This is a genomic window from Thalassospira sp. ABD4_177 (genome assembly GCF_056160125.1).
The window spans coordinates 934887-953053 of sequence record NZ_JBSWWO010000001.1 but is presented as its reverse complement, the minus strand read 5'-3'; the positions used below and the strand labels follow the sequence as shown (position 1 = coordinate 953053).

The following is an 18167-nucleotide window of genomic DNA, read 5'->3' as shown; positions in this document are numbered from 1 at the left end:
TTTGTTGAGGTGATCGTCATGGGTAAGCGCGCAGCACGTCGTCGTAACCGTCCGCAACAGTCTAATACCAATGTTCATGAGCTGTTTGATGAAAAGAATGCCGATTGGCATCCGCTTGGTGAACCAGAACAGAAAGGACAACGCGATCAAAGCTACCGCCGCAACATCCGCCCGAAAAGTGAGAACCAGGCAGCCCTGATGGAGGCCATCGACAATTTCAACCTGGTCATGGCCCTTGGCCCGGCCGGGACAGGCAAGACCTATATCGCGGTATCCAAGGCCGTCGAGGCGCTTGATAACGGCGATATCGCCCGCATTGTTCTGGCGCGGCCGGCGGTCGAGGCCGGGGAAAATATCGGCTTCCTGCCCGGCGATGTCGAAGCCAAAATGGCCCCGTATCTGCGCCCGCTTTATGATGCGCTCAATGACCGTCTGGGGGCCAAGCGCCTTAAGACTTATATTTCCGATGGCACGATCGAAATTGCACCGATCGGCTATATGCGCGGTCGCACACTTAACAACGCCTTTGTCGTGATCGATGAAGCACAGAACTGCACATACGGGCAGCTCAAGATGCTGGTCACCCGGCTTGGCTGGAATTCAACCATGATCCTGACCGGCGATCCGGACCAGACCGACCTTCTGCCGGAAATGTCGGGTCTTTCGGAAATGTCCGAACGGCTTGAAAATGTTGATGATGTCGCCTGTGTCCAATTGCGCGACAAGGACATTGTCCGCCATCCATTGGTCGCAAGCATGCTTACCGTTCTTTAAGTTCCTACACAGCAAACTGCAAAAACACTGCAAACAATAAAGGCGGGCCCGAAAGGGTCCGCCATTCTTTTTGGAGCCGTGACTGAAAATGGACGGGACTTAGCGCCCCATGGCCGCGACTTCGCCGCCGGTATTATTGACCGGGATGTCATGCTGGCCAGCGCGTTTGGCACGGCCGGTGTGCCAGAATTCCGGATCCTCGGTATAGCCGCTGAATTCATCAAGGTGGATGTCTTCGGGCGGCTCGGGATGGATGGTGATATCGAGATCGGGATATTCCGAGCGGATGCTGTCCATCACCTGATGGCAGATGGTGTGCGATTCGCGCATCAGCATGCCGCCATCCATAATCAGCTCGATCTCGGCAAAGCGATGCACACCCGACGAGCGGGTCCGCAGACGGTGAATGCCGATGACAGAGGCGTTTTTCATCGCCAGTTCAATGATCCGCTGACTATCAGAATCGGGAAGTTCCGCATCCATCAGAACCTTGATCGAATGCTTGCCAACCTTGACTGCGGAAATAACAAGGAACCCGGCTACCACCACACCAATCAGCGGATCGGCCCACAAGAAGCCCGACATGCCCAGAACAAGGGCAAGGATCACGGCCGCATTGGCCAGAATATCGCTGGTATATTGCAAAGAATCGGCTTCAACAGCGACCGACCCCGACACGCGGGCGGCCTTGCGCTGCAGCACGACCAGTCCAAGTGTCATGACCATCGACACCGCCATCATCCAGATGCCCTCGGTCGCGTAGCGCAGCGGCTGCGGATCGAACACCCGGGACGAGGCCTCGGCAACAACGAACACCGCCGCACCGATCATGAATGCACATTGGAAAAGCCCGGCCAATGGTTCGGCCTTGCCATGGCCAAAGCGATGATCGTGATCAGCCGGACGCCAGGCAGAACGGACCGCCATGAAATTGACGACTGCCGTTCCGACATCAAGCATGCTGTCGACCATCGATGACAGAAGACTGACGGAATCGGTCAGGAACCAGCCAACGGCCTTGATGCCAATCAGAATAGCAGCAATGACAATGGAGGCCGTCGTAGCACGACGCGCCCACATCTCTTTCTGTGCTATGTCAATGACGGGACATTGACTCATACTTTGTTGACCTCTGGCCTGCCAATACGCTGTCTGACCATCGTTTTATAGCCTGTTTGCGTACAATATGTAATGTCTATTGCCATAATTTCGCCCGTCCTAGGGCAGCAAATAGCGCATATTTGATATTCCGCAAGGTTTCCAAGCCTTTTTAAAGGGATTATATGTCGCATTCGGGCAGACGAGAGAACCCACAACAGGCCTGCTAGGGACGAGAAACGATAATATGATTGTAGAGATCGGACATTACGCGCTGATTCTGTCACTTGTGACGGCAGTGGCCCAATCCACCATTCCGTTTCTGGCGGCATCCCGGCGTGATCCGGCGCTTCTGGTTGTCGCCCCGCGTTTGGCGATTGCGTGCTTTGCGCTGGTTGCGACCAGTTTCCTTGCGCTGACCTATGCCTATGTCAGTTCCGATTTCTCGGTCCTGAATGTTCTGAACAACAGCCATACCTCCAAGCCGATGATCTACAAGATTACCGGGGTTTGGGCCAATCACGAAGGATCAATGCTGCTTTGGGTGCTGATCCTGACCCTGTTTGGCGGCGCGGTCGCGGCATTTGGTCGCAATCTGCCGCCGACCCTGCTTGCGCGTGTCTTAGGCGTGATGGGCCTCATCGGGGCTGGCTTTATCCTGTTTATCGTTCTGACCTCCAACCCGTTTGAGCGCGTTTTGAACCCGCCGCTTGACGGGGAAGGCATGAACCCGCTTTTGCAGGACCCGGGCATCGCCATTCATCCGCCGTTCCTGTATCTCGGCTATGTCGGTTTTTCGGTGGCCTTTGCCTTTGCGGTCGCAGCCCTGATTGAAGGTCGGGTTGATCCGGCCTGGGCACGTTGGGTACGGCCCTGGACACTGGCCGCCTGGGTCTTTCTGACCGCGGGTATCGGCCTTGGGTCCTGGTGGGCCTATTACGAGCTTGGCTGGGGTGGCTGGTGGTTCTGGGACCCGGTTGAAAACGCATCCTTCATGCCCTGGCTTGCCGGTACGGCGCTGTTGCATTCGGCCATCGTGGTGGAAAAACGCGATGCGCTGAAAAGCTGGACGATCTTTTTGGCGATCCTGGCCTTTTCCTTCTCGCTTCTGGGGACCTTCCTTGTACGTTCGGGCGCGCTGACATCAGTGCATGCCTTTGCCACGGACCCGACGCGCGGGGTGTTTATCCTGTTCCTGCTGTGCATCACGGTTGGCGGATCGCTTACACTTTATGCGTGGCGTGCACCGTCCCTGAAGGGGGGCGGATTGTTCCAGCCGATTTCGCGCGAAGGGGCACTGGTGTTTAACAATGTGCTGCTTTCGATCGCAGCCGCCATGGTATTGCTGGGAACGCTTTATCCGCTATTGCTTGAAACCATGACTGGCGAGAAGATCTCGGTCGGCGCACCGTTCTTTAACGCGACGTTCGTTCCGATCATCACCCCGGTGATTGTCGCCATGGCGTTCGGTCCGCTGATGCCGTGGAAACGTGCCGACCTGATGGGTGTGTTCAACAAGCTCAGAATTGCGCTGGCCGCGACCGCCGTGATCGTGCTGGTTACCCTGTGGCTTGCGGGCGGCCCGGCGATCGCCCTGTTTGGTATGGGGCTGGCGGCCTGGCTGTTTGTCGGATCGATCCTTGAATGGGCGGGGCGCATCAAACTGTTCCGCGAACCGATTGGCAACAGTCTGCGGCGTATGCGCAATCTGCCGCGCTCCGCCCACGGGACGACGCTTGCCCATGCCGGTGTGGCAATTTTGGTTGCCGGCATCACCGGATCGCAAGCCTGGACCCAGGAAGCGGTGCAATCGCTTGCGGTTGGTGAAAGTACCGATCTTGCCGGACACACCTTCACCCTGAGCGATATCCGCGAATATCAGGGCCCGAACTATGCCGCGCGCGAAGGTGAAATCACCATCACCACACCGGGCGAACGCACGGTTGTCCTGACACCGGAAAAACGCGTTTACACGGTCGAGGGCATGCCGACAACCGAAGCCGGCATTCAATCGAGCTTCACCGGCGATATCTATGCCGTGATTGGTGATCAGGATGAGAGTGGCAAATGGATCACCAGGTTCTATGTCAAACCAATGATCCCTTGGATGTGGTTTGGCGGACTTGTCATGGTGTTTGGCGGATTGATGTCATTGTCTGACCGTCGCTATCGCATCGGTGCACCGACCCGTTCGCACAAGACTGCCGCCAAAGCGGTTCCCGCAGAGTAAGCCAAGGACAGGAAACACTCATGACCATCTGGATTGTTCTTGGCGCGATTACCCTGCTGCTTGCGGGTTTCATTCTGTGGCCGATTTTCCAAAAAAACAAAGCCGATACAAGCGATCAGAATGCCGGCACCGCGTCGCCGACGCCTGACGGCGAGGATGCCAGCCCGGAAAGCGAACTTTCACGTGACCTTGCCGTGTATCGTGATCAGCTTTCCGAGATCGACCGCGATATCGAGCGTGGTGTTCTGAGTTCTGAGCAGGCCAGTGCAGCCCGGATTGAGGTCCAGCGCCGCATTCTGGCAGCCGATCAGCGGATCAAGAAGCAACAATCAAGCGACGTGACACCAAGCACCGCGCCGGCGCGTTCGCCGGTGCGCGCAACTGCCGCAGGCTTTATCGTTCTGTTCATTGCCAGCGGGATTGGTCTTTATCTTGATCTGGGCAGCCCGACCATGCCGGACCGCCCGATTGCCAGCCGCGCCGATGAAATCAATGCCATGCGCATGGCGCAAACTGCCGATGAAGACCGCCAGTCGGTGCTGAACCGTGCGGTCAGCGACCTGTCGCAGAAGCTTCTGGAAAACCCGGATGACATCCGCGCATGGGAGTTGCTTGGTGCCAGCCTGATGGCACTTGGCCGCCCGGAAGAAGCCCAGACCGCATTCCTTGAAACCGTCAAACGGTCGGGCCGTGACGGCGATTATCTGGCGATGTATGCCGAAAGCCTTGTGCGTGCGAGTAACGGTCAGATCAACACGACCGCGCGCGGTGTTTTGCGCGAAGCCGAACAAACCGATAGCACCGATCCACGTATCCAGTTCTATCTGGGCCTTGCCGATGCGCAGGAAGGCAATGTTGGTGCCGCCGTTGATCGCTGGATCGCGCTTGCCAACGGCGCCCCTGCCGATGCGCCGTGGGTACCGATGGTGGTCGGGCGGATCAATGAAGCCGCCCTTGCCCAGGGGATCGACATCGAAGGTCGCCTGAACCTTGCTGAACGCACCCCGGGCCCAAGCCAAGACGACATCGCAGCAGCCGAGGAACTGACAGCCGAACAGCGTCAGGAAATGGTGATGTCGATGGTCAATGGCTTGGCAGAACGCCTGGAGACCGAGCCGAACGATCCGGATGGCTGGGCGCGTCTGATGCAGGCCTATATGGTGCTGGGTCAGGAAAGCGATGCAAAAGCCGCCTATGAAAAAGCCGGCGAGGTCTTTTTCGACCAGCCGGGACTGGTGGCCCGATTCGATTCACTGGCACGTGAAATCGGCATCTCGACCAACTAAAACGGCATTTATCGGCAAAAATACCGATAAAAAATGTTTTCGCAGAACCCTTTTTCCTGCACTTTTGAGCCATTATACCTCATACATACGGATAATATCTGCAACTTTACTGAAGTCTTATTGAATTGAAGTTCGTGCTGGGGTATGAGAATAAGACTAAAGGATAGATAAGAAATAAATCATATATCCGTTTTCAAAGAATATCTGATGCGTCAGGGGGCCATCTTTTTCTTTGGGATCAAGTGTCTGACAGGCTCACGCAAGAAAAGTTGAGGGATGACCAATTTCACTGCGTGGTCACCCGTAAGGATAGCGGATCAACATGCCAGATCAAAACAATGGCGCAAAAAACAACCTGTTGTTGATCGAAGATAATCCGGGTGACGCGCGCCTTGTGCGTGAAGCACTGCGGGAGTTCAAACAACCGGTTGAATTGCATCACGTTAAAGATGCGATCACAGCATTGCAATTCTTGCAGCAGGATGGCCCGTATCGAAATTCGCCGCGCCCGCGCCTGATCCTTCTGGATCTGAATATGCCGCGCAAGGATGGCCGCGAAATGCTGAGCGATATTCGTAATGACCCCAATTGTGCATCCATCCCGGTCATTGTCCTGACCACATCCGGTGCCGAACATGATGTCGATCTGTGTTATGCCGCTGGCGCAAACTGCTATTTGCGCAAACCGGTTGATGTGACAGAATTCATCGAGCTGATGAAAATGATCGAATCATTCTGGCTGGGGCTGGCGTTAACCCCCACGCCGTAACCCTCTGCCAGCGAGACTGCCGTGTCCCGCCCGACTTCTGTGTTTTTCCGGTCCTTCGACTTCCCTACGAGCCTGCGGATCGCGCTGCGCGAATTGCGCAAGCCCGGGACAGGGATCGCAATCCTTTTTGCCACACTTGTCTTTGCCACGACCATTCTGGTGCTGAGCGTCAGCTTGACCCAATCGGTGCGAGACGGGTTGCGCCAATCTGCCCAGCAGACCATCGGTGGCGATATATCGTTGCGGCTGTTTCACCGTGCGCCAAGGGACGAAGAAATCATTTTTCTTGAAACGCTTGGCACAGTTGGCATCAGCATCGAACAACGGGTGATGGTCGGACAATCGAACGATCAGCCATCGGTTCTGTCGGAACTGAAGGCCGTTGATCAGGCCTATCCGCTATATGGCAATCTCACCCTTTCACCCGACATTCCACTTAATGATGCCCTTGCTGTCAAAGACGGCATTCCCGGCATCGTGGTTGGACTCGAACTGCTTGAACAAACAGGCCTTGAGATTGGCAATCACCTTGAGCTGGCCGGTCAACCCTATCAGATCCGCGCCAGCATCACCGCGGAACCGGAACGCACATTCAGATTGTTCTCGCTTGGCCCCCGGGTGATTGTCAGGCTTACGGCCTATCGCGATAATCCGCTTCTGGCGCCAGGCAAGCAGGTTTACTGGTATTTGCGCCTCAAACTGCCGTCGGGCAGCAATCAGACGCCCGAACAGATTATCGCCGCCATTGAGGACCGGTTTCCCCAAAGTGGCTGGCGGATCGTCAATGCCGCGGATGGCGTTCCGGGGCTTGAACGTATTGGCGATTTTGCCTCCGCCTTTGTCAGTTTGATGGGCATCGCCATTTTTGCCATCGCGACAAGTGCGATCCAAAATGCCTTGCGTGCCGACCTTGGCGCAAGACAGTCCCGATTTGCCACCATGCGCAGCCTGGGCGCCCGTCCGCGCGATATCGGGTGGAGTATTATCTGGCAGCTTGGGCTGATCACCGGTGTCGCCATCCTGATCGCGGCGTTCCTGACCGTAACCCTTGGCATGGTTATCGGACCGATGCTTTCGGGCTCTCTTGGATTTGCCGTTCAACCGGATTTCTCCGCTGGCCTTATGATTATCGCCTTTGTATTTGGCTTTGTGGCACTTGTTGCCATCAAGCCGGTGAGCGATGCCTGCCAGACCTCGCCCGCCTGCCTATTTCGCCATCAAACCGCAAACTCGGACGCCTCCCGGTCGACGGGGCTCAAGTTGCTTAAAGTCGTGCTGGCGGTTGGGCTGCTCGCCATCGCCGGTGCCCTGATTGATCTGGGTTGGTTTGCCTTCGTCGTGCTGGGACTATTGATCGCCTGTCAGGGGCTGTTTGTCCTGCTTGGTCGCGCGATCCAAATGCTGGCCGGAAGGCTTGCAACAAAGCACATGGTTGCACCCAGCCTGCGCTTGGCGCTGCGGAATATCGCACGGCCCACAGCCCCGACCGTAACCATCACAGCATCGTTTGGTCTCGCGATGCCCTGTCTGTGTGCGGTGCTGCTGTTTGGTGCGCTGGCAGGACACCATCTGAAATCGGTTCTGCCGTCACAAACACCCGATGTGGTGTTTTTCGATATCCCGCCCGCCGAACAAAATGCTTTTCTGGGCAAAGCTCAGGGCCATGACACCGTCAGGACCGCCACACAGATGCCCTTCCTGCACGGGCGTGTAACCCATTTGAATGGAGTGCCCCTGACCCGTGCTGAAGTGCCGCGACGCTATCACTGGTTCTTGCGCGGGGATCGCGGGATGTCCTGGACCGATCAGCCGACAGGCGATATGCGCGAGAACCCGATAACCGAAGGGCAATGGTGGGCCGCCGACAGCGTTAATCAAAACCTTGTATCGCTGGATGCCGGGGTCGCAGGGGCCGTCGGTATTTCGCTTGGCGATCAGTTGACGCTTAATATCATGGGGCAGTCCTATGAGGTTACGGTCGCCAACATGCGCCAGATTGATTGGACACGGCTTGGGCTTGATTTTCCGATTGTGCTTTCACCGATGGAACCAGTTTTTGACCATGGCGTGATCAGTTCACTGAACCTGCAAGACGGCGCCCAGCTGCAAACTGCCGTAGCACCTTTGCTTGAGGCCTATCCCAACATACCTGTGATCTTCGTCAACGAGGTGCTGGTGAAACTGACCCAGTTATTCGAGGGCGTGGTAACCGCCCTGATCGGACTGACAGCGCTTGCCACCGTTGGTTCAATCCTGGTGATTGTGTGTGGGCTGATCGCGCTTCGTCAGCAACAAACCGAAATCCTCGCCATGCTGCGCGCCCTGGGAGTGCGGCCATATCAGATCAACAAGACCGGCGCGCTTGAAACGGGCCTGATGGTGGCAATTGGAGGGCTGGTGGGTGTGCTGACGGGAAGCGCAATTGCCATTGCGGCCGCCCAAGCCATCGGCTCAATCAATCTGGTCGAGATCGCCCAAATCGCGGGCCCGATGGTGTTGGTCACTTTCGGATTGGTTCTGGTGGTCGGGTTCGCGGGGGGCTGGTTCTTACAGGCCTCATCCTTGCGTACCCAAGCAGGCTGGCGCGGATAGTCTCGCCTCGCCAGTAGATAACAAAAAGGCCGCCCCATCGGGACGGCCTTTTTAAATGATTTTCTGAAACCGACGATTAGTTGGTCAGGGCCTGGATCTGTGCACGGGCCACGTCGAGCGCACGCTCGGCATTGGCTTTGTCGTGTGCAGTCTCGGCAGTCTTGAGGTCGGCTTCTGCCGCTTCAAGACGGGCCTGCGCTTCGTCAGCTTTCAAATCGGAAACCGGAACCGCTTCTTCTGCCAGAATGGTGCAACGCTCGGGATTAACCTCTGCAACACCGCCAGCAACGAAGATACGTTCGGAAACCTTACCACCTGCATAGATGTCGATGACACCCGGACGAATGGTCGAGATCATCGGCGAATGCTTCGGCAGCACACCAAAATTCCCGTCCGTGCCCGGAACAACGACCATCTCAACCGGCTCAGATTTGAGCAGGGCAGACGGTGAAACAAGTTCCAGTACAGTCGTATCAGTCATGACAATCCTCGCTCCTTAGCCGGAGGGGGACCAAAGCTGCCTTAGGCAGCTTCGGCCATCTTCTTGGCTTTTTCGATGGCTTCTTCGATGGTGCCGACCATGTAGAATGCCTGCTCCGGCATGTGGTCATATTCACCAGCGCAGATCGCCTTGAATGCCTTGATGGTGTCTTCGAGCTGAACGAACACGCCCGGAGTACCGGTGAAGACCTCTGCAACGTGGAACGGCTGCGAAAGGAAACGCTGGATCTTACGGGCACGTGCCACGACCAGTTTGTCTTCTTCCGAAAGCTCGTCCATGCCGAGGATGGCGATGATGTCCTGAAGACCTTTGTAGGTCTGAAGAACACGCTGAACTTCACGTGCGGTCTCGTAGTGTTCCTGACCGATAACGCCCGGATCAAGAGCACGCGAGGTGGAGTCAAGCGGGTCAACTGCCGGGTAGATGCCGAGCTCGGCAATCTGACGGTTCAGCGTGGTCGTTGCATCAAGGTGAGCAAACGACGTTGCCGGTGCCGGGTCAGTCAAGTCATCGGCCGGGACGTAAATTGCCTGGACCGAGGTAATGGAACCTTTTTTGGTCGAGGTAATACGTTCCTGCAGCGCACCCATGTCGGTTGCCAGCGTCGGCTGATAACCCACGGCAGACGGGATACGACCGAGAAGTGCGGACACTTCCGAACCAGCCTGGGTGAAGCGGAAGATGTTATCGACGAAGAACAGAACGTCCTGGCCTTCTTCATCACGGAAGTATTCCGCAAGGGTCAGACCGGTCAGAGCAACACGTGCACGGGCTCCCGGGGGTTCGTTCATCTGGCCATAAACCAGTGCCGCTTTGGATTCGCCTTCCGGATTGATAACGCCCGATTCCATCATCTCGTGATAGAGGTCGTTACCTTCACGGGTACGTTCACCAACACCGGCGAAGACCGAGTAACCACCGTGGCCTTTTGCCACGTTGTTGATCAGTTCCATGATAAGGACGGTTTTACCAACGCCCGCACCGCCGAACAGACCAATTTTACCACCTTTGGTGTACGGCGCGATAAGGTCGATGACCTTAATGCCGGTAACCAGAATTTCGGTGTCGGTTGCCTGATCGACGAAGTCCGGTGCTTCACGGTGGATCGGCGCGGTTTTGGTCGCTTTGACTTCACCACGTTCGTCAACCGGCTCACCGATAACGTTCAGAATACGACCCAGGGTTTCCGGACCAACCGGAACCGAGATCGCGTCACCGGTATCGATGACTTCCTGACCGCGCTTCAGACCTTCGGTGGTGTCCATTGCGATCGTACGAACCGCATTTTCACCAAGGTGCTGTGCAACTTCAAGAACCAGGCGCTGACCGTTGTTGTCAACATGCAGCGCATTCAGAATGGGAGGCAGTTCGCCGTCGAATTTAACGTCGACGACGGCGCCCATTACCTGGGAAATTTTCCCCGCCTTCTTGTTCGCCATAGGTATTGTCTCCTGCTCGGACAAAGCTATCCGTTAACTTCCTGCGACCCGCTTACAAAGCCTCGGCGCCGGAAATGATTTCAATCAGTTCGTTGGTGATCTGAGCCTGACGTGAGCGGTTATACTCGATGCTCAGTCGGTCGATCATGTCGCCGGCATTGCGGGTTGCGTTATCCATCGCGGACATACGCGCGCCGTGTTCAGATGCACTGCTTTCAAGCATTGCACCGAAGATCTGGACGCCAACGTTACGCGGCAGCAAATCAGCCAGAATGGCTTCTTCGGACGGTTCGTATTCGTAAACCGCAGAAGAACCGGTTGCTTCTTCCTCGCCGTCAACTTCTTCACCCGCGAACGGGATCAGCTGCTGAGCGGTTGCTACCTGCGAAATCGCGGACACGAACTTGTTGTAGAAGATCGTGCAGACGTCGAATTCGCCTTCGTCATAAAGCGCCAGAACCTTGTCTGCCACCTCGGTTGCAGAGGAGAAATCAATCCCCTTCTTGCCCTCGATGCCAGTATACCGGGCGACAATATTGTCACCAAATTCACGCTTGAGCGCATCTGAGCCCTTGCGGCCAACGCAGATGATTTTAACGGTCTTGCCTTCGCCCTTAAGAGCGAGTGCCTTGAGTCGAGCCGCTTTCACGATCGATGCGTTAAAACCACCGCAAAGGCCACGGTCTGCGGTGAAGACGACGAGCAGATGCACATCGTCCTTACCGGTACCGGCCAGAAGCTTCGGAGCCCCTTCGTTGCTGCCGACGGCAGTTGCAAGACGGCCCAGCATCGTCCCCATGCGTTCCGCATAGGGACGGGCTGCTTCCGCTGCATCCTGTGCACGACGGAGCTTGGAGGCTGCCACCATCTTCATCGCCGAGGTAATCTTCCTCGTCGATTTGACGCTGGCAATGCGCGAGCGCAGATCCTTCAAACTAGCCATTGCGTTTCCTCCTTCGCCTAAGTTTCAGTCTTACGCGAAGGTTTTCGCGAACTTGTCGAGGAACGCTTTCAGCTTGCCTTCTGTCTCGTCAGACAGTTTCTGCTCGGTGCGGATCGCATCGAGGATATCAGCACCAGCCGAACGAATTTCGGACAGGTACTGTTCTTCGAAGGCGCGGATCTTGGTTACCGGAACGTTATCCAGGTAGCCTTTAACACCAGCATAGATCACAACAACCTGCTCTTCGACCTTGAGCGGCGAGTACTGCGGCTGCTTGAGCAGCTCGGTCAGACGTGCGCCACGGGCCAGAAGTTTCTGGGTCGCCGGATCGAGGTCCGATGCGAACTGAGCGAATGCTTCCATCTCACGATACTGTGCGAGTTCCAGCTTGATCGAGCCGGCAACCTGCTTCATCGCTTTGATCTGTGCGGACGAACCAACACGCGAAACCGACAGACCAACGTTCACAGCCGGGCGTACGCCTTTGTAGAACAGGTCGGTTTCAAGGAAGATCTGACCGTCGGTGATCGAGATCACGTTGGTCGGAATAAACGCGGAAACGTCGTTACCCTGAGTTTCAATGACCGGAAGTGCGGTCAGCGAGCCAGCGCCGTTTTCGTCATTCATCTTCGCAGCACGTTCCAGCAGACGGGAGTGCAGATAGAAGACGTCACCCGGGAATGCTTCACGTCCCGGCGGGCGGCGAAGCAGCAGCGACATCTGACGATAAGCAACAGCCTGCTTGGACAGATCATCATAGAAGATGGTTGCGTGCATGCCGTTGTCACGGAAGTACTCACCCATTGCGCAAGCAACGAACGGTGCGATGAACTGCATCGGCGCCGGGTCGGATGCGGTCGCAGCAACAATGATGGTGTTTTCCATCGCGCCGCGCTCTTCAAGGACCTTAACAACCTGTGCAACGGTCGAACGTTTCTGACCAACTGCAACATAGATGGAGAACATCTTGTCGCTGTCGGATTTCGCTGCATCGTTCACCGGCTTCTGGTTCAGAATGGTGTCAACGATGATGGCGGTTTTACCGGTCTGACGGTCACCAATGATCAGCTCACGCTGGCCACGGCCAATCGGGATCAGGGAGTCAATCGACTTGATACCGGTCTGTACCGGCTCGTGAACCGATTTACGCGGGATGATGCCCGGTGCCTTGACGTCGGCAAGGCGACGTTCTTTGGCAGCAAGGTCACCCTTGCCGTCGATCGGGTTACCCAGACCGTCAACAACGCGACCCAGAAGTTCTTTACCAACCGGGACGTCAACGATGGCGCCAGTACGTTTAACCTGGTCACCTTCCTTGATCGAACGGTCAGAACCGAAGATCACGACACCGACGTTGTCTTCTTCGAGGTTAAGGGCCATGCCCTTAATGCCACCCGGGAAGTCAACGAGTTCACCAGCCTGGACGTTGTCCAGACCGTAAACACGGGCAATACCGTCACCGACGGACAGAACCTGACCGACTTCGGCAACTTCGGCTTCAGCACCAAAATTGGCAATCTGATCCTTGAGAATAGCGGAGATTTCCGCGGCGCGGATTTCCATCACGCAACCCCTTTCATAGCGAGCTCGAGCTTCTGCAGTTTAGTACGAAGCGAGGCATCAAAAACCCGGGAACCGACCTTGACGACAAGACCGCCAAGAACAGCCGGATCAACTTTAAGGTCCACTTTGACAGTGGCGCCGACAACTTCTTTGAGAGCGCCGGTAACAGCTTCGATTTGCTCTTTTTTCAGCTCATTTGCCGAGGTCACCTGTGCGGTAACTTCGCCCTTGTGAGCCGAGAGCATGGAAAGGTAGGAATCGACAACAGCCGGCAGGGCAAACAGACGACGCTTCTGAGACAGAAGCCCAACGGTCTTCTTGGTCAACTCGGAAACGCCGAGTTTATCCAGAAGAGCCGCCATCGCCTTGGCCTGCACGTCCCGGGAAATCACGGGACTGCGGAGTACATTCCGGAGGTCATCGCTGTTTGCGATGGCCTGGTCGAGCAATTCAAGATCGCTTTTGACAACATCAAGCTGGTTGGCCGAATTGGCCAAGTCAAACAGTGCTGTGGCGTAGCGCCCTTGGAGCCCGGTCGCGGCAGTATTTTGGGACACCGGTGAAAGCCCTCAATTCTGGTTATGAGAACGACTCGGATACGTATAAAAAAATGATCCCCCGAAAGGGTTTCCTTCCGGGAAGCGAGCGTTTGGTATCACATGTCCTTGGAGGGGGCAACCCCCGCGCAAGCGCAATTGCGCGCTCTTTTCCATTCTTTGGCAAAGATGGGCAAAAACACCCCGAAATCGCCCATTTTTAAGGCAGGCTTACAACTATTTTATAACACGCCTGCAATCGCCGATCAGGTCCGAAGGTTAATGAATTCCTGATTCCGGCGACGAATCCCCCAAAACGGGACCAATCGCGCGATCCTTTAGCAAAAACAGCGTAGAAACCCGCCCCGACTGTGACCAAGGTCACGTTGTTTTGGCCGAAATGACGCAGCATTCACCGGTATGGGTCCTGTTGGTCACGCTCAGGTCGGCCAACCAGACAGACCTTCACGGGTGCTGAGCTCAATAAAGGACGGACGAGAGGTGATGCGTTCGACATATTGGCGCAAAGTCAGCCTGTCGATGGCAGAGCACGGCATTTTGCGCGACCAACGCATCAACATGACAGCCAACATGTCGACCATCCCGAATTGATCGCCCAGCAAATACGCGCCGTTTTTCAACAGGCGGGCTTCGAAATCATCCCAGACGGCACTGATCCGTTTTTCCGCCAGCGCCTTGACCGCACCGGCCCCGTCGGGATCGCCGTCCTTGGCAGCATAAAGCCAGTCGCGCATCGCAGGCATCAGGGTATTGGCAATATAAATCGCAAGCTGCAGCCATTCGGCTCTTTTTGGACTCGCTGGCTCGGGCGCAAGCCCACTGTCGGAATGCCTTTCTGCCAATAACATCATCAAAGCGACGGTTTCGCCATATGCAGTGCCATCAATGATCAAAGTCGGCACACGCCCGGTCGGGTTAAGCTGAAGATAGTCGGGATTGCGTTGTTCACCGTTTTCAATATCGACCAGTGTAGTCTCGAACGGCACACCGAGTTCGATCAGCATCCAGTGTACTGCCATGCTGGCAGTTCCGGGCGCGTAAAAAAGCTTATAGGTCATGGACAGTAATCTCGGTGCTGTTGGCTGGGCATGCGGGAGGCGATCAAATGACCCTAGTGAATTCCTGTCTCTGTATCCAGTACCACCTGAAAACCCGCAAGCACCGCAAAACCCACAAGATTCTATTCGTGATGGCGCACAAGATGCCGTATCATTTCCCGACCACCAACCATGCGAACCGGGATGCCCGTGCCATATCGCCTCGAAAGAGCCTTTCGATCGGAAAACTTTCTGATCTGTATCTTGATGCTGCTGGCCTTGATGTTCTTTCAAGGCAAACAGTCGATGGCGCGCACCCTGATTATCGAGGGGCTTGAAGAAGAACCCCTTAAATGGATGGGCCACGAAGAACCCAAAGGCATCGATATCGACATCATGACCGAGGTCCTCAACACCATGGGGATCAGCGATTATGTCTTTCGTTTTGTCGATACTGGCAGCCGGTTGCTGCACAATGCGCGTAATGGCACATCCGATATCATCCTGACCCTGTCGATGAACGACAAACGCGCCAAGTACCTTATTTATCCGGACGAAGCCCATCTGTTGCTTGATTGGCGCTTTGCCGTCCGCGCCGAGGACAAGGATACCATCCGGTTTGAAGAGTTTTCCGACCTGTCACGGGTGCGGATCGGGGCGGCGGCCGATTATTCCTATACCCCTGCATTCTGGAATTCCGGTCTGGATATCCAGACGGTGGCGCGCGGTGATCTTTTGATTCCGATGCTGCTGCAAAAGCGTTTTGATGCGGTGCCGGTCAATTACCTGAATACCATTTATGACAGCCTTGAGAATCGCTATCGCGACAAGCTGGCCTTCCTGTATCCGCCGCTGCGCCGGGCGCCCTATTATAATGTGTTCTCACGGGCATCCAACTATCCGGGCAAGGATATGTTTCTGGCCGAATATGACAAAATCATCCGCGAGATGCGCGACGATGGTCGCTTGCTGGAAATATTTGAACGCTATCTTGGCGCGGACGGCTACGACTGGTGGCAGTCGCAATATTCGCAATAAGCGCCCCAAACGAAATCCACCTTACATAAAGCTGTAGGGGTCAATATCGACCTGCACGCGGACACTGCCCGGCGTCTTCACCTTTGACAGCCAGTCATGGATCAGCGCCTGCATCTTGACCGACTTGTCAGCCCGGATCATGAAGCGTCGACGATAGCGCCCGCGCAACAGCGAAAGCGGTGCCGGGGCAGGCCCCAAGACCATCAATCCATCCCCGCGCGGTGCCACACGACCAATGCGCCAGGCGGCTTCATCGACCTCGTTTTCTTTTTTGCCACTTATAATAAGGGCGGCCAGGCGACCATGCGGCGGCATGCCATGGGTCATGCGCTGGGACAGCTCCACCTCGTTAAAGGCATCGCGATCACCCGCAGCAATCGCCTTGATCACCCGGTTGGCCGGATCCGCAGTTTGCAAGATAACCGTGCCAGGTCGATCGCCACGCCCGGCGCGCCCGGCCACCTGGGTCAGCAATTGATAGCTACGCTCTGCCGCGCGCAAATCACCGCCTGCCAAGCCAAGGTCAGCATCCACCACGCCCACAAGGGTCAGCATAGGAAAGTGATAGCCCTTGGCCAAAATCTGCGTGCCGATCAAAAGGTGCACCTCGTGATTATGCACCCGCTTGATCAGTTCGGCTGCGGCTTTGGGTCCCATGATGTTATCGGATGTCGCGACCTCAACCCGGATATCAGGGAAGGTTTCGACCGCTTCCTCATAAAGGCGTTCCACCCCCGGCCCGCAGGGCGCCAGTTTGCCCTCTGCCCCGCAGGATGGGCAGACTTCCGGCGCCTTGGACTGATAGCCGCAGTGATGGCATTGCAATTTGCCCCATGCCCGGTGCTCAACCAACCAGGCCGTGCAATTCGGGCACTGGAAGCGATGACCACAGGCGCGACAGAGCGTCAGCGGTGCATAACCCCGCCGGTTCAGGAACAGCATCGCCTGTTCACCACTGGCAAAGGTTTCTGCCAGACGTTTTTTAAGCGTTGGGGTAATCCAGCGATTGCGTTCGGGTTTGTCCCGGCGGATATCGATGATCTCCACACTGGGCAATACAGCCGCACCATGACGACTGCCAAGCTGGACGCGCTGATAGCGCCCGGCTTCGACATTGGCCAATGTTTCAAGCGACGGGGTTGCAGAGGCCAGAACGACCGGAATATTGCCCAGATGTGCACGCGTTACCGCCATGTCACGCGCGTGATACATCACCCCGTCTTCCTGCTTGAACGCGTGTTCATGTTCCTCATCGACCACGATCAGGCCAAGATCGTGATAGGGCAAAAACAAAGCCGACCTTGCCCCGACAACCAATCGTGCCGAGCCATCGGCCACCGCCCGCCAGGTATCACGTCGGCGCGCCTGCCCGACTTCGGAATGCCAAAGGGCCGGCTCCACCCCGAACCGGTCGCGGAAACGTTGCAGCCACTGGGCCGAAAGCGCGATTTCCGGCAACAGGACGACAACCTGCTGCCCCTTTGCCAAGGCGGCGCGGACCGGCTCAAAGTAAACCTCGGTCTTGCCCGATCCGGTGACACCATCCAGCAAAGTGCAGGAAAACCCGCCCTGCTCCAGCCGGGCGCATAGTTCATCTGCGGCCTCATTCTGCTCGGCCGATAAATCGGGGCGGGGAATATCAAGATCGGGGGCTTCAAACAGCGATGGCGGGGTGACCATCAAGCGCTGCACGGCACCGGCTTCGACCAAGCCTTTCACAACACTGGCCCGGGCACCGGTTTCGCGCAGGATATCGCCCTGCTCCATCGGCGGATGGTCGGCCAGAAACGCCAGAACCCGTTTGCGGGGTGGTGTCATGCGCAAACCTGAAACGTCAAATTCCGGGTTCAGGGTAAAACGAAAGATCGGCTTGGGGGCCTCAAGCGCGTCGGGCACACTCATCGCCATGCGCAAAACTGCCCCTTGCGGCGCCATGGTATAGGCCGACACCCAGTCAATGAATTTGCGTGTCACGTCATCCATGGGGGGCGTTGGCAGCACGCCCAGAATTTCACGCAATTTGGCGGGATCAACATCGCCCTTGGCATCGCCCCAGACGACACCGCGCTGGGTTTGGCGGCCCAATGGAATTTCAACGAAATCGCCCGGCGCAACCGATACACCTTCGGGCACCAGATAGTCATATGGGCCAGCCAAAGGCAGGGGCGGCAGGACGCTCACGGTCTGGGCGGTTACCTCAAAGGCCGGATCATTCGCAAACAAATTTCCAGAGGTGGCCTTTGCGGCACTCATATATTATAAACCCCGTGAGGTTGCCCATCCGACCGGTGCCCTTTCAGGATCGCCAGCTTAAGGGCACAAGAAAATAACGGTCCCAC

The 18167-nt window shown here is 56.4% G+C and carries 14 protein-coding genes; 6 read left to right on the top strand and 8 right to left on the bottom strand.

Going from position 1 to position 18167, the window contains the following annotated elements; all coding sequences use genetic code 11:
• Nucleotides 1–18 precede the first annotated feature (18 nt).
• The gene (locus ACXAF0_RS04380; RefSeq protein ID WP_475344122.1) at nt 19–774 is read left to right on the top strand and encodes a PhoH family protein; all 756 of its coding nucleotides are present in this window, start codon (nt 19–21) and stop codon (nt 772–774) included.
• Nucleotides 775–873: 99 nt separating this feature from the next.
• Here the strand turns inward: ACXAF0_RS04380 and ACXAF0_RS04375 are convergent, their stop codons facing one another.
• Complete coding sequence (locus ACXAF0_RS04375; RefSeq protein ID WP_475344120.1) at nt 874–1893, bottom strand: cation diffusion facilitator family transporter; 1020 nt, start codon at nt 1891–1893, stop codon at nt 874–876.
• 226 nt (nt 1894–2119) lie between these two features.
• On the opposite strand from ACXAF0_RS04375, the gene ACXAF0_RS04370 reads away from it, so the two are divergent.
• The 4 genes from ACXAF0_RS04370 (at nt 2120) to ACXAF0_RS04355 (ending at nt 8749) form a co-directional block, all read left to right on the top strand.
• Nucleotides 2120–4102: a heme lyase CcmF/NrfE family subunit gene (locus ACXAF0_RS04370; RefSeq protein ID WP_475344117.1), complete on the top strand. Its 1983-nt coding sequence runs from the start codon at nt 2120–2122 to the stop codon at nt 4100–4102.
• Nucleotides 4103–4122: 20 nt separating this feature from the next.
• A complete protein-coding gene (gene ccmI, locus ACXAF0_RS04365; protein ID WP_475344115.1) occupies nt 4123–5388 on the top strand; it encodes a c-type cytochrome biogenesis protein CcmI in 1266 nt (421 codons plus the stop codon).
• Nucleotides 5389–5710: 322 nt separating this feature from the next.
• Nucleotides 5711–6157, top strand: coding sequence for a response regulator (locus ACXAF0_RS04360; protein WP_475344114.1), 447 nt, complete (start codon nt 5711–5713; stop codon nt 6155–6157).
• A gap of 21 nt (nt 6158–6178) precedes the next feature.
• Complete coding sequence (locus ACXAF0_RS04355; protein ID WP_475344111.1) at nt 6179–8749, top strand: ABC transporter permease; 2571 nt, start codon at nt 6179–6181, stop codon at nt 8747–8749.
• A gap of 76 nt (nt 8750–8825) precedes the next feature.
• Here ACXAF0_RS04355 and atpC read toward each other — a convergent pair whose 3' ends face one another.
• The 6 genes from atpC to ACXAF0_RS04325 form a co-directional block, all read right to left on the bottom strand.
• Entirely contained in the window at nt 8826–9230 is a 405-nt protein-coding gene (atpC, locus tag ACXAF0_RS04350) for an ATP synthase F1 subunit epsilon (RefSeq protein ID WP_475344108.1), read from the bottom strand.
• Between the two features lie 41 nt (nt 9231–9271).
• Nucleotides 9272–10690 (bottom strand): F0F1 ATP synthase subunit beta, encoded by a 1419-nt coding sequence (atpD, locus tag ACXAF0_RS04345; protein WP_475344105.1) that lies wholly within the window; start codon nt 10688–10690, stop codon nt 9272–9274.
• 52 nt (nt 10691–10742) lie between these two features.
• Complete coding sequence (locus ACXAF0_RS04340; RefSeq protein WP_475344102.1) at nt 10743–11633, bottom strand: F0F1 ATP synthase subunit gamma; 891 nt, start codon at nt 11631–11633, stop codon at nt 10743–10745.
• A gap of 30 nt (nt 11634–11663) precedes the next feature.
• Nucleotides 11664–13196 (bottom strand): F0F1 ATP synthase subunit alpha, encoded by a 1533-nt coding sequence (atpA, locus tag ACXAF0_RS04335; RefSeq protein ID WP_475344098.1) that lies wholly within the window; start codon nt 13194–13196, stop codon nt 11664–11666.
• Complete coding sequence (locus ACXAF0_RS04330) at nt 13196–13753, bottom strand: F0F1 ATP synthase subunit delta (RefSeq protein ID WP_475344097.1); 558 nt, start codon at nt 13751–13753, stop codon at nt 13196–13198. Before ACXAF0_RS04330 ends, atpA begins: the two co-directional genes overlap by 1 nt.
• Before the next feature lie 419 nt (nt 13754–14172).
• Nucleotides 14173–14811, bottom strand: coding sequence for a glutathione S-transferase family protein (locus tag ACXAF0_RS04325; protein WP_475344095.1), 639 nt, complete (start codon nt 14809–14811; stop codon nt 14173–14175).
• Between the two features lie 246 nt (nt 14812–15057).
• On the opposite strand from ACXAF0_RS04325, the gene ACXAF0_RS04320 reads away from it, so the two are divergent.
• Nucleotides 15058–15828, top strand: coding sequence for a substrate-binding periplasmic protein (locus tag ACXAF0_RS04320; RefSeq protein ID WP_475344092.1), 771 nt, complete (start codon nt 15058–15060; stop codon nt 15826–15828).
• Between the two features lie 21 nt (nt 15829–15849).
• Here ACXAF0_RS04320 and ACXAF0_RS04315 read toward each other — a convergent pair whose 3' ends face one another.
• The gene (locus ACXAF0_RS04315; RefSeq protein WP_475344088.1) at nt 15850–18081 is read right to left on the bottom strand and encodes a primosomal protein N'; all 2232 of its coding nucleotides are present in this window, start codon (nt 18079–18081) and stop codon (nt 15850–15852) included.
• Nucleotides 18082–18167: the final 86 nt, after the last annotated feature.

Excerpts from the sequence above, each read along its gene's own strand:
- ACXAF0_RS04380 (WP_475344122.1), top strand. The coding sequence starts at position 19 with ATGGGTAAGCGCGCAGCACGTCGTCGTAACCGTCCGCAACAGTCTAAT.
- ACXAF0_RS04375 (WP_475344120.1), bottom strand. The coding sequence starts at position 1,893 with ATGAGTCAATGTCCCGTCATTGACATAGCACAGAAAGAGATGTGGGCG.
- ACXAF0_RS04370 (WP_475344117.1), top strand. The coding sequence starts at position 2,120 with ATGATTGTAGAGATCGGACATTACGCGCTGATTCTGTCACTTGTGACG.
- ccmI (WP_475344115.1), top strand. The coding sequence starts at position 4,123 with ATGACCATCTGGATTGTTCTTGGCGCGATTACCCTGCTGCTTGCGGGT.
- ACXAF0_RS04360 (WP_475344114.1), top strand. The coding sequence starts at position 5,711 with ATGCCAGATCAAAACAATGGCGCAAAAAACAACCTGTTGTTGATCGAA.
- atpC (WP_475344108.1), bottom strand. The coding sequence starts at position 9,230 with ATGACTGATACGACTGTACTGGAACTTGTTTCACCGTCTGCCCTGCTC.
- atpD (WP_475344105.1), bottom strand. The coding sequence starts at position 10,690 with ATGGCGAACAAGAAGGCGGGGAAAATTTCCCAGGTAATGGGCGCCGTC.
- ACXAF0_RS04340 (WP_475344102.1), bottom strand. The coding sequence starts at position 11,633 with ATGGCTAGTTTGAAGGATCTGCGCTCGCGCATTGCCAGCGTCAAATCG.
- atpA (WP_475344098.1), bottom strand. The coding sequence starts at position 13,196 with ATGGAAATCCGCGCCGCGGAAATCTCCGCTATTCTCAAGGATCAGATT.
- ACXAF0_RS04325 (WP_475344095.1), bottom strand. The coding sequence starts at position 14,811 with ATGACCTATAAGCTTTTTTACGCGCCCGGAACTGCCAGCATGGCAGTA.
- ACXAF0_RS04320 (WP_475344092.1), top strand. The coding sequence starts at position 15,058 with ATGCTGCTGGCCTTGATGTTCTTTCAAGGCAAACAGTCGATGGCGCGC.
- ACXAF0_RS04315 (WP_475344088.1), bottom strand. The coding sequence starts at position 18,081 with ATGAGTGCCGCAAAGGCCACCTCTGGAAATTTGTTTGCGAATGATCCG.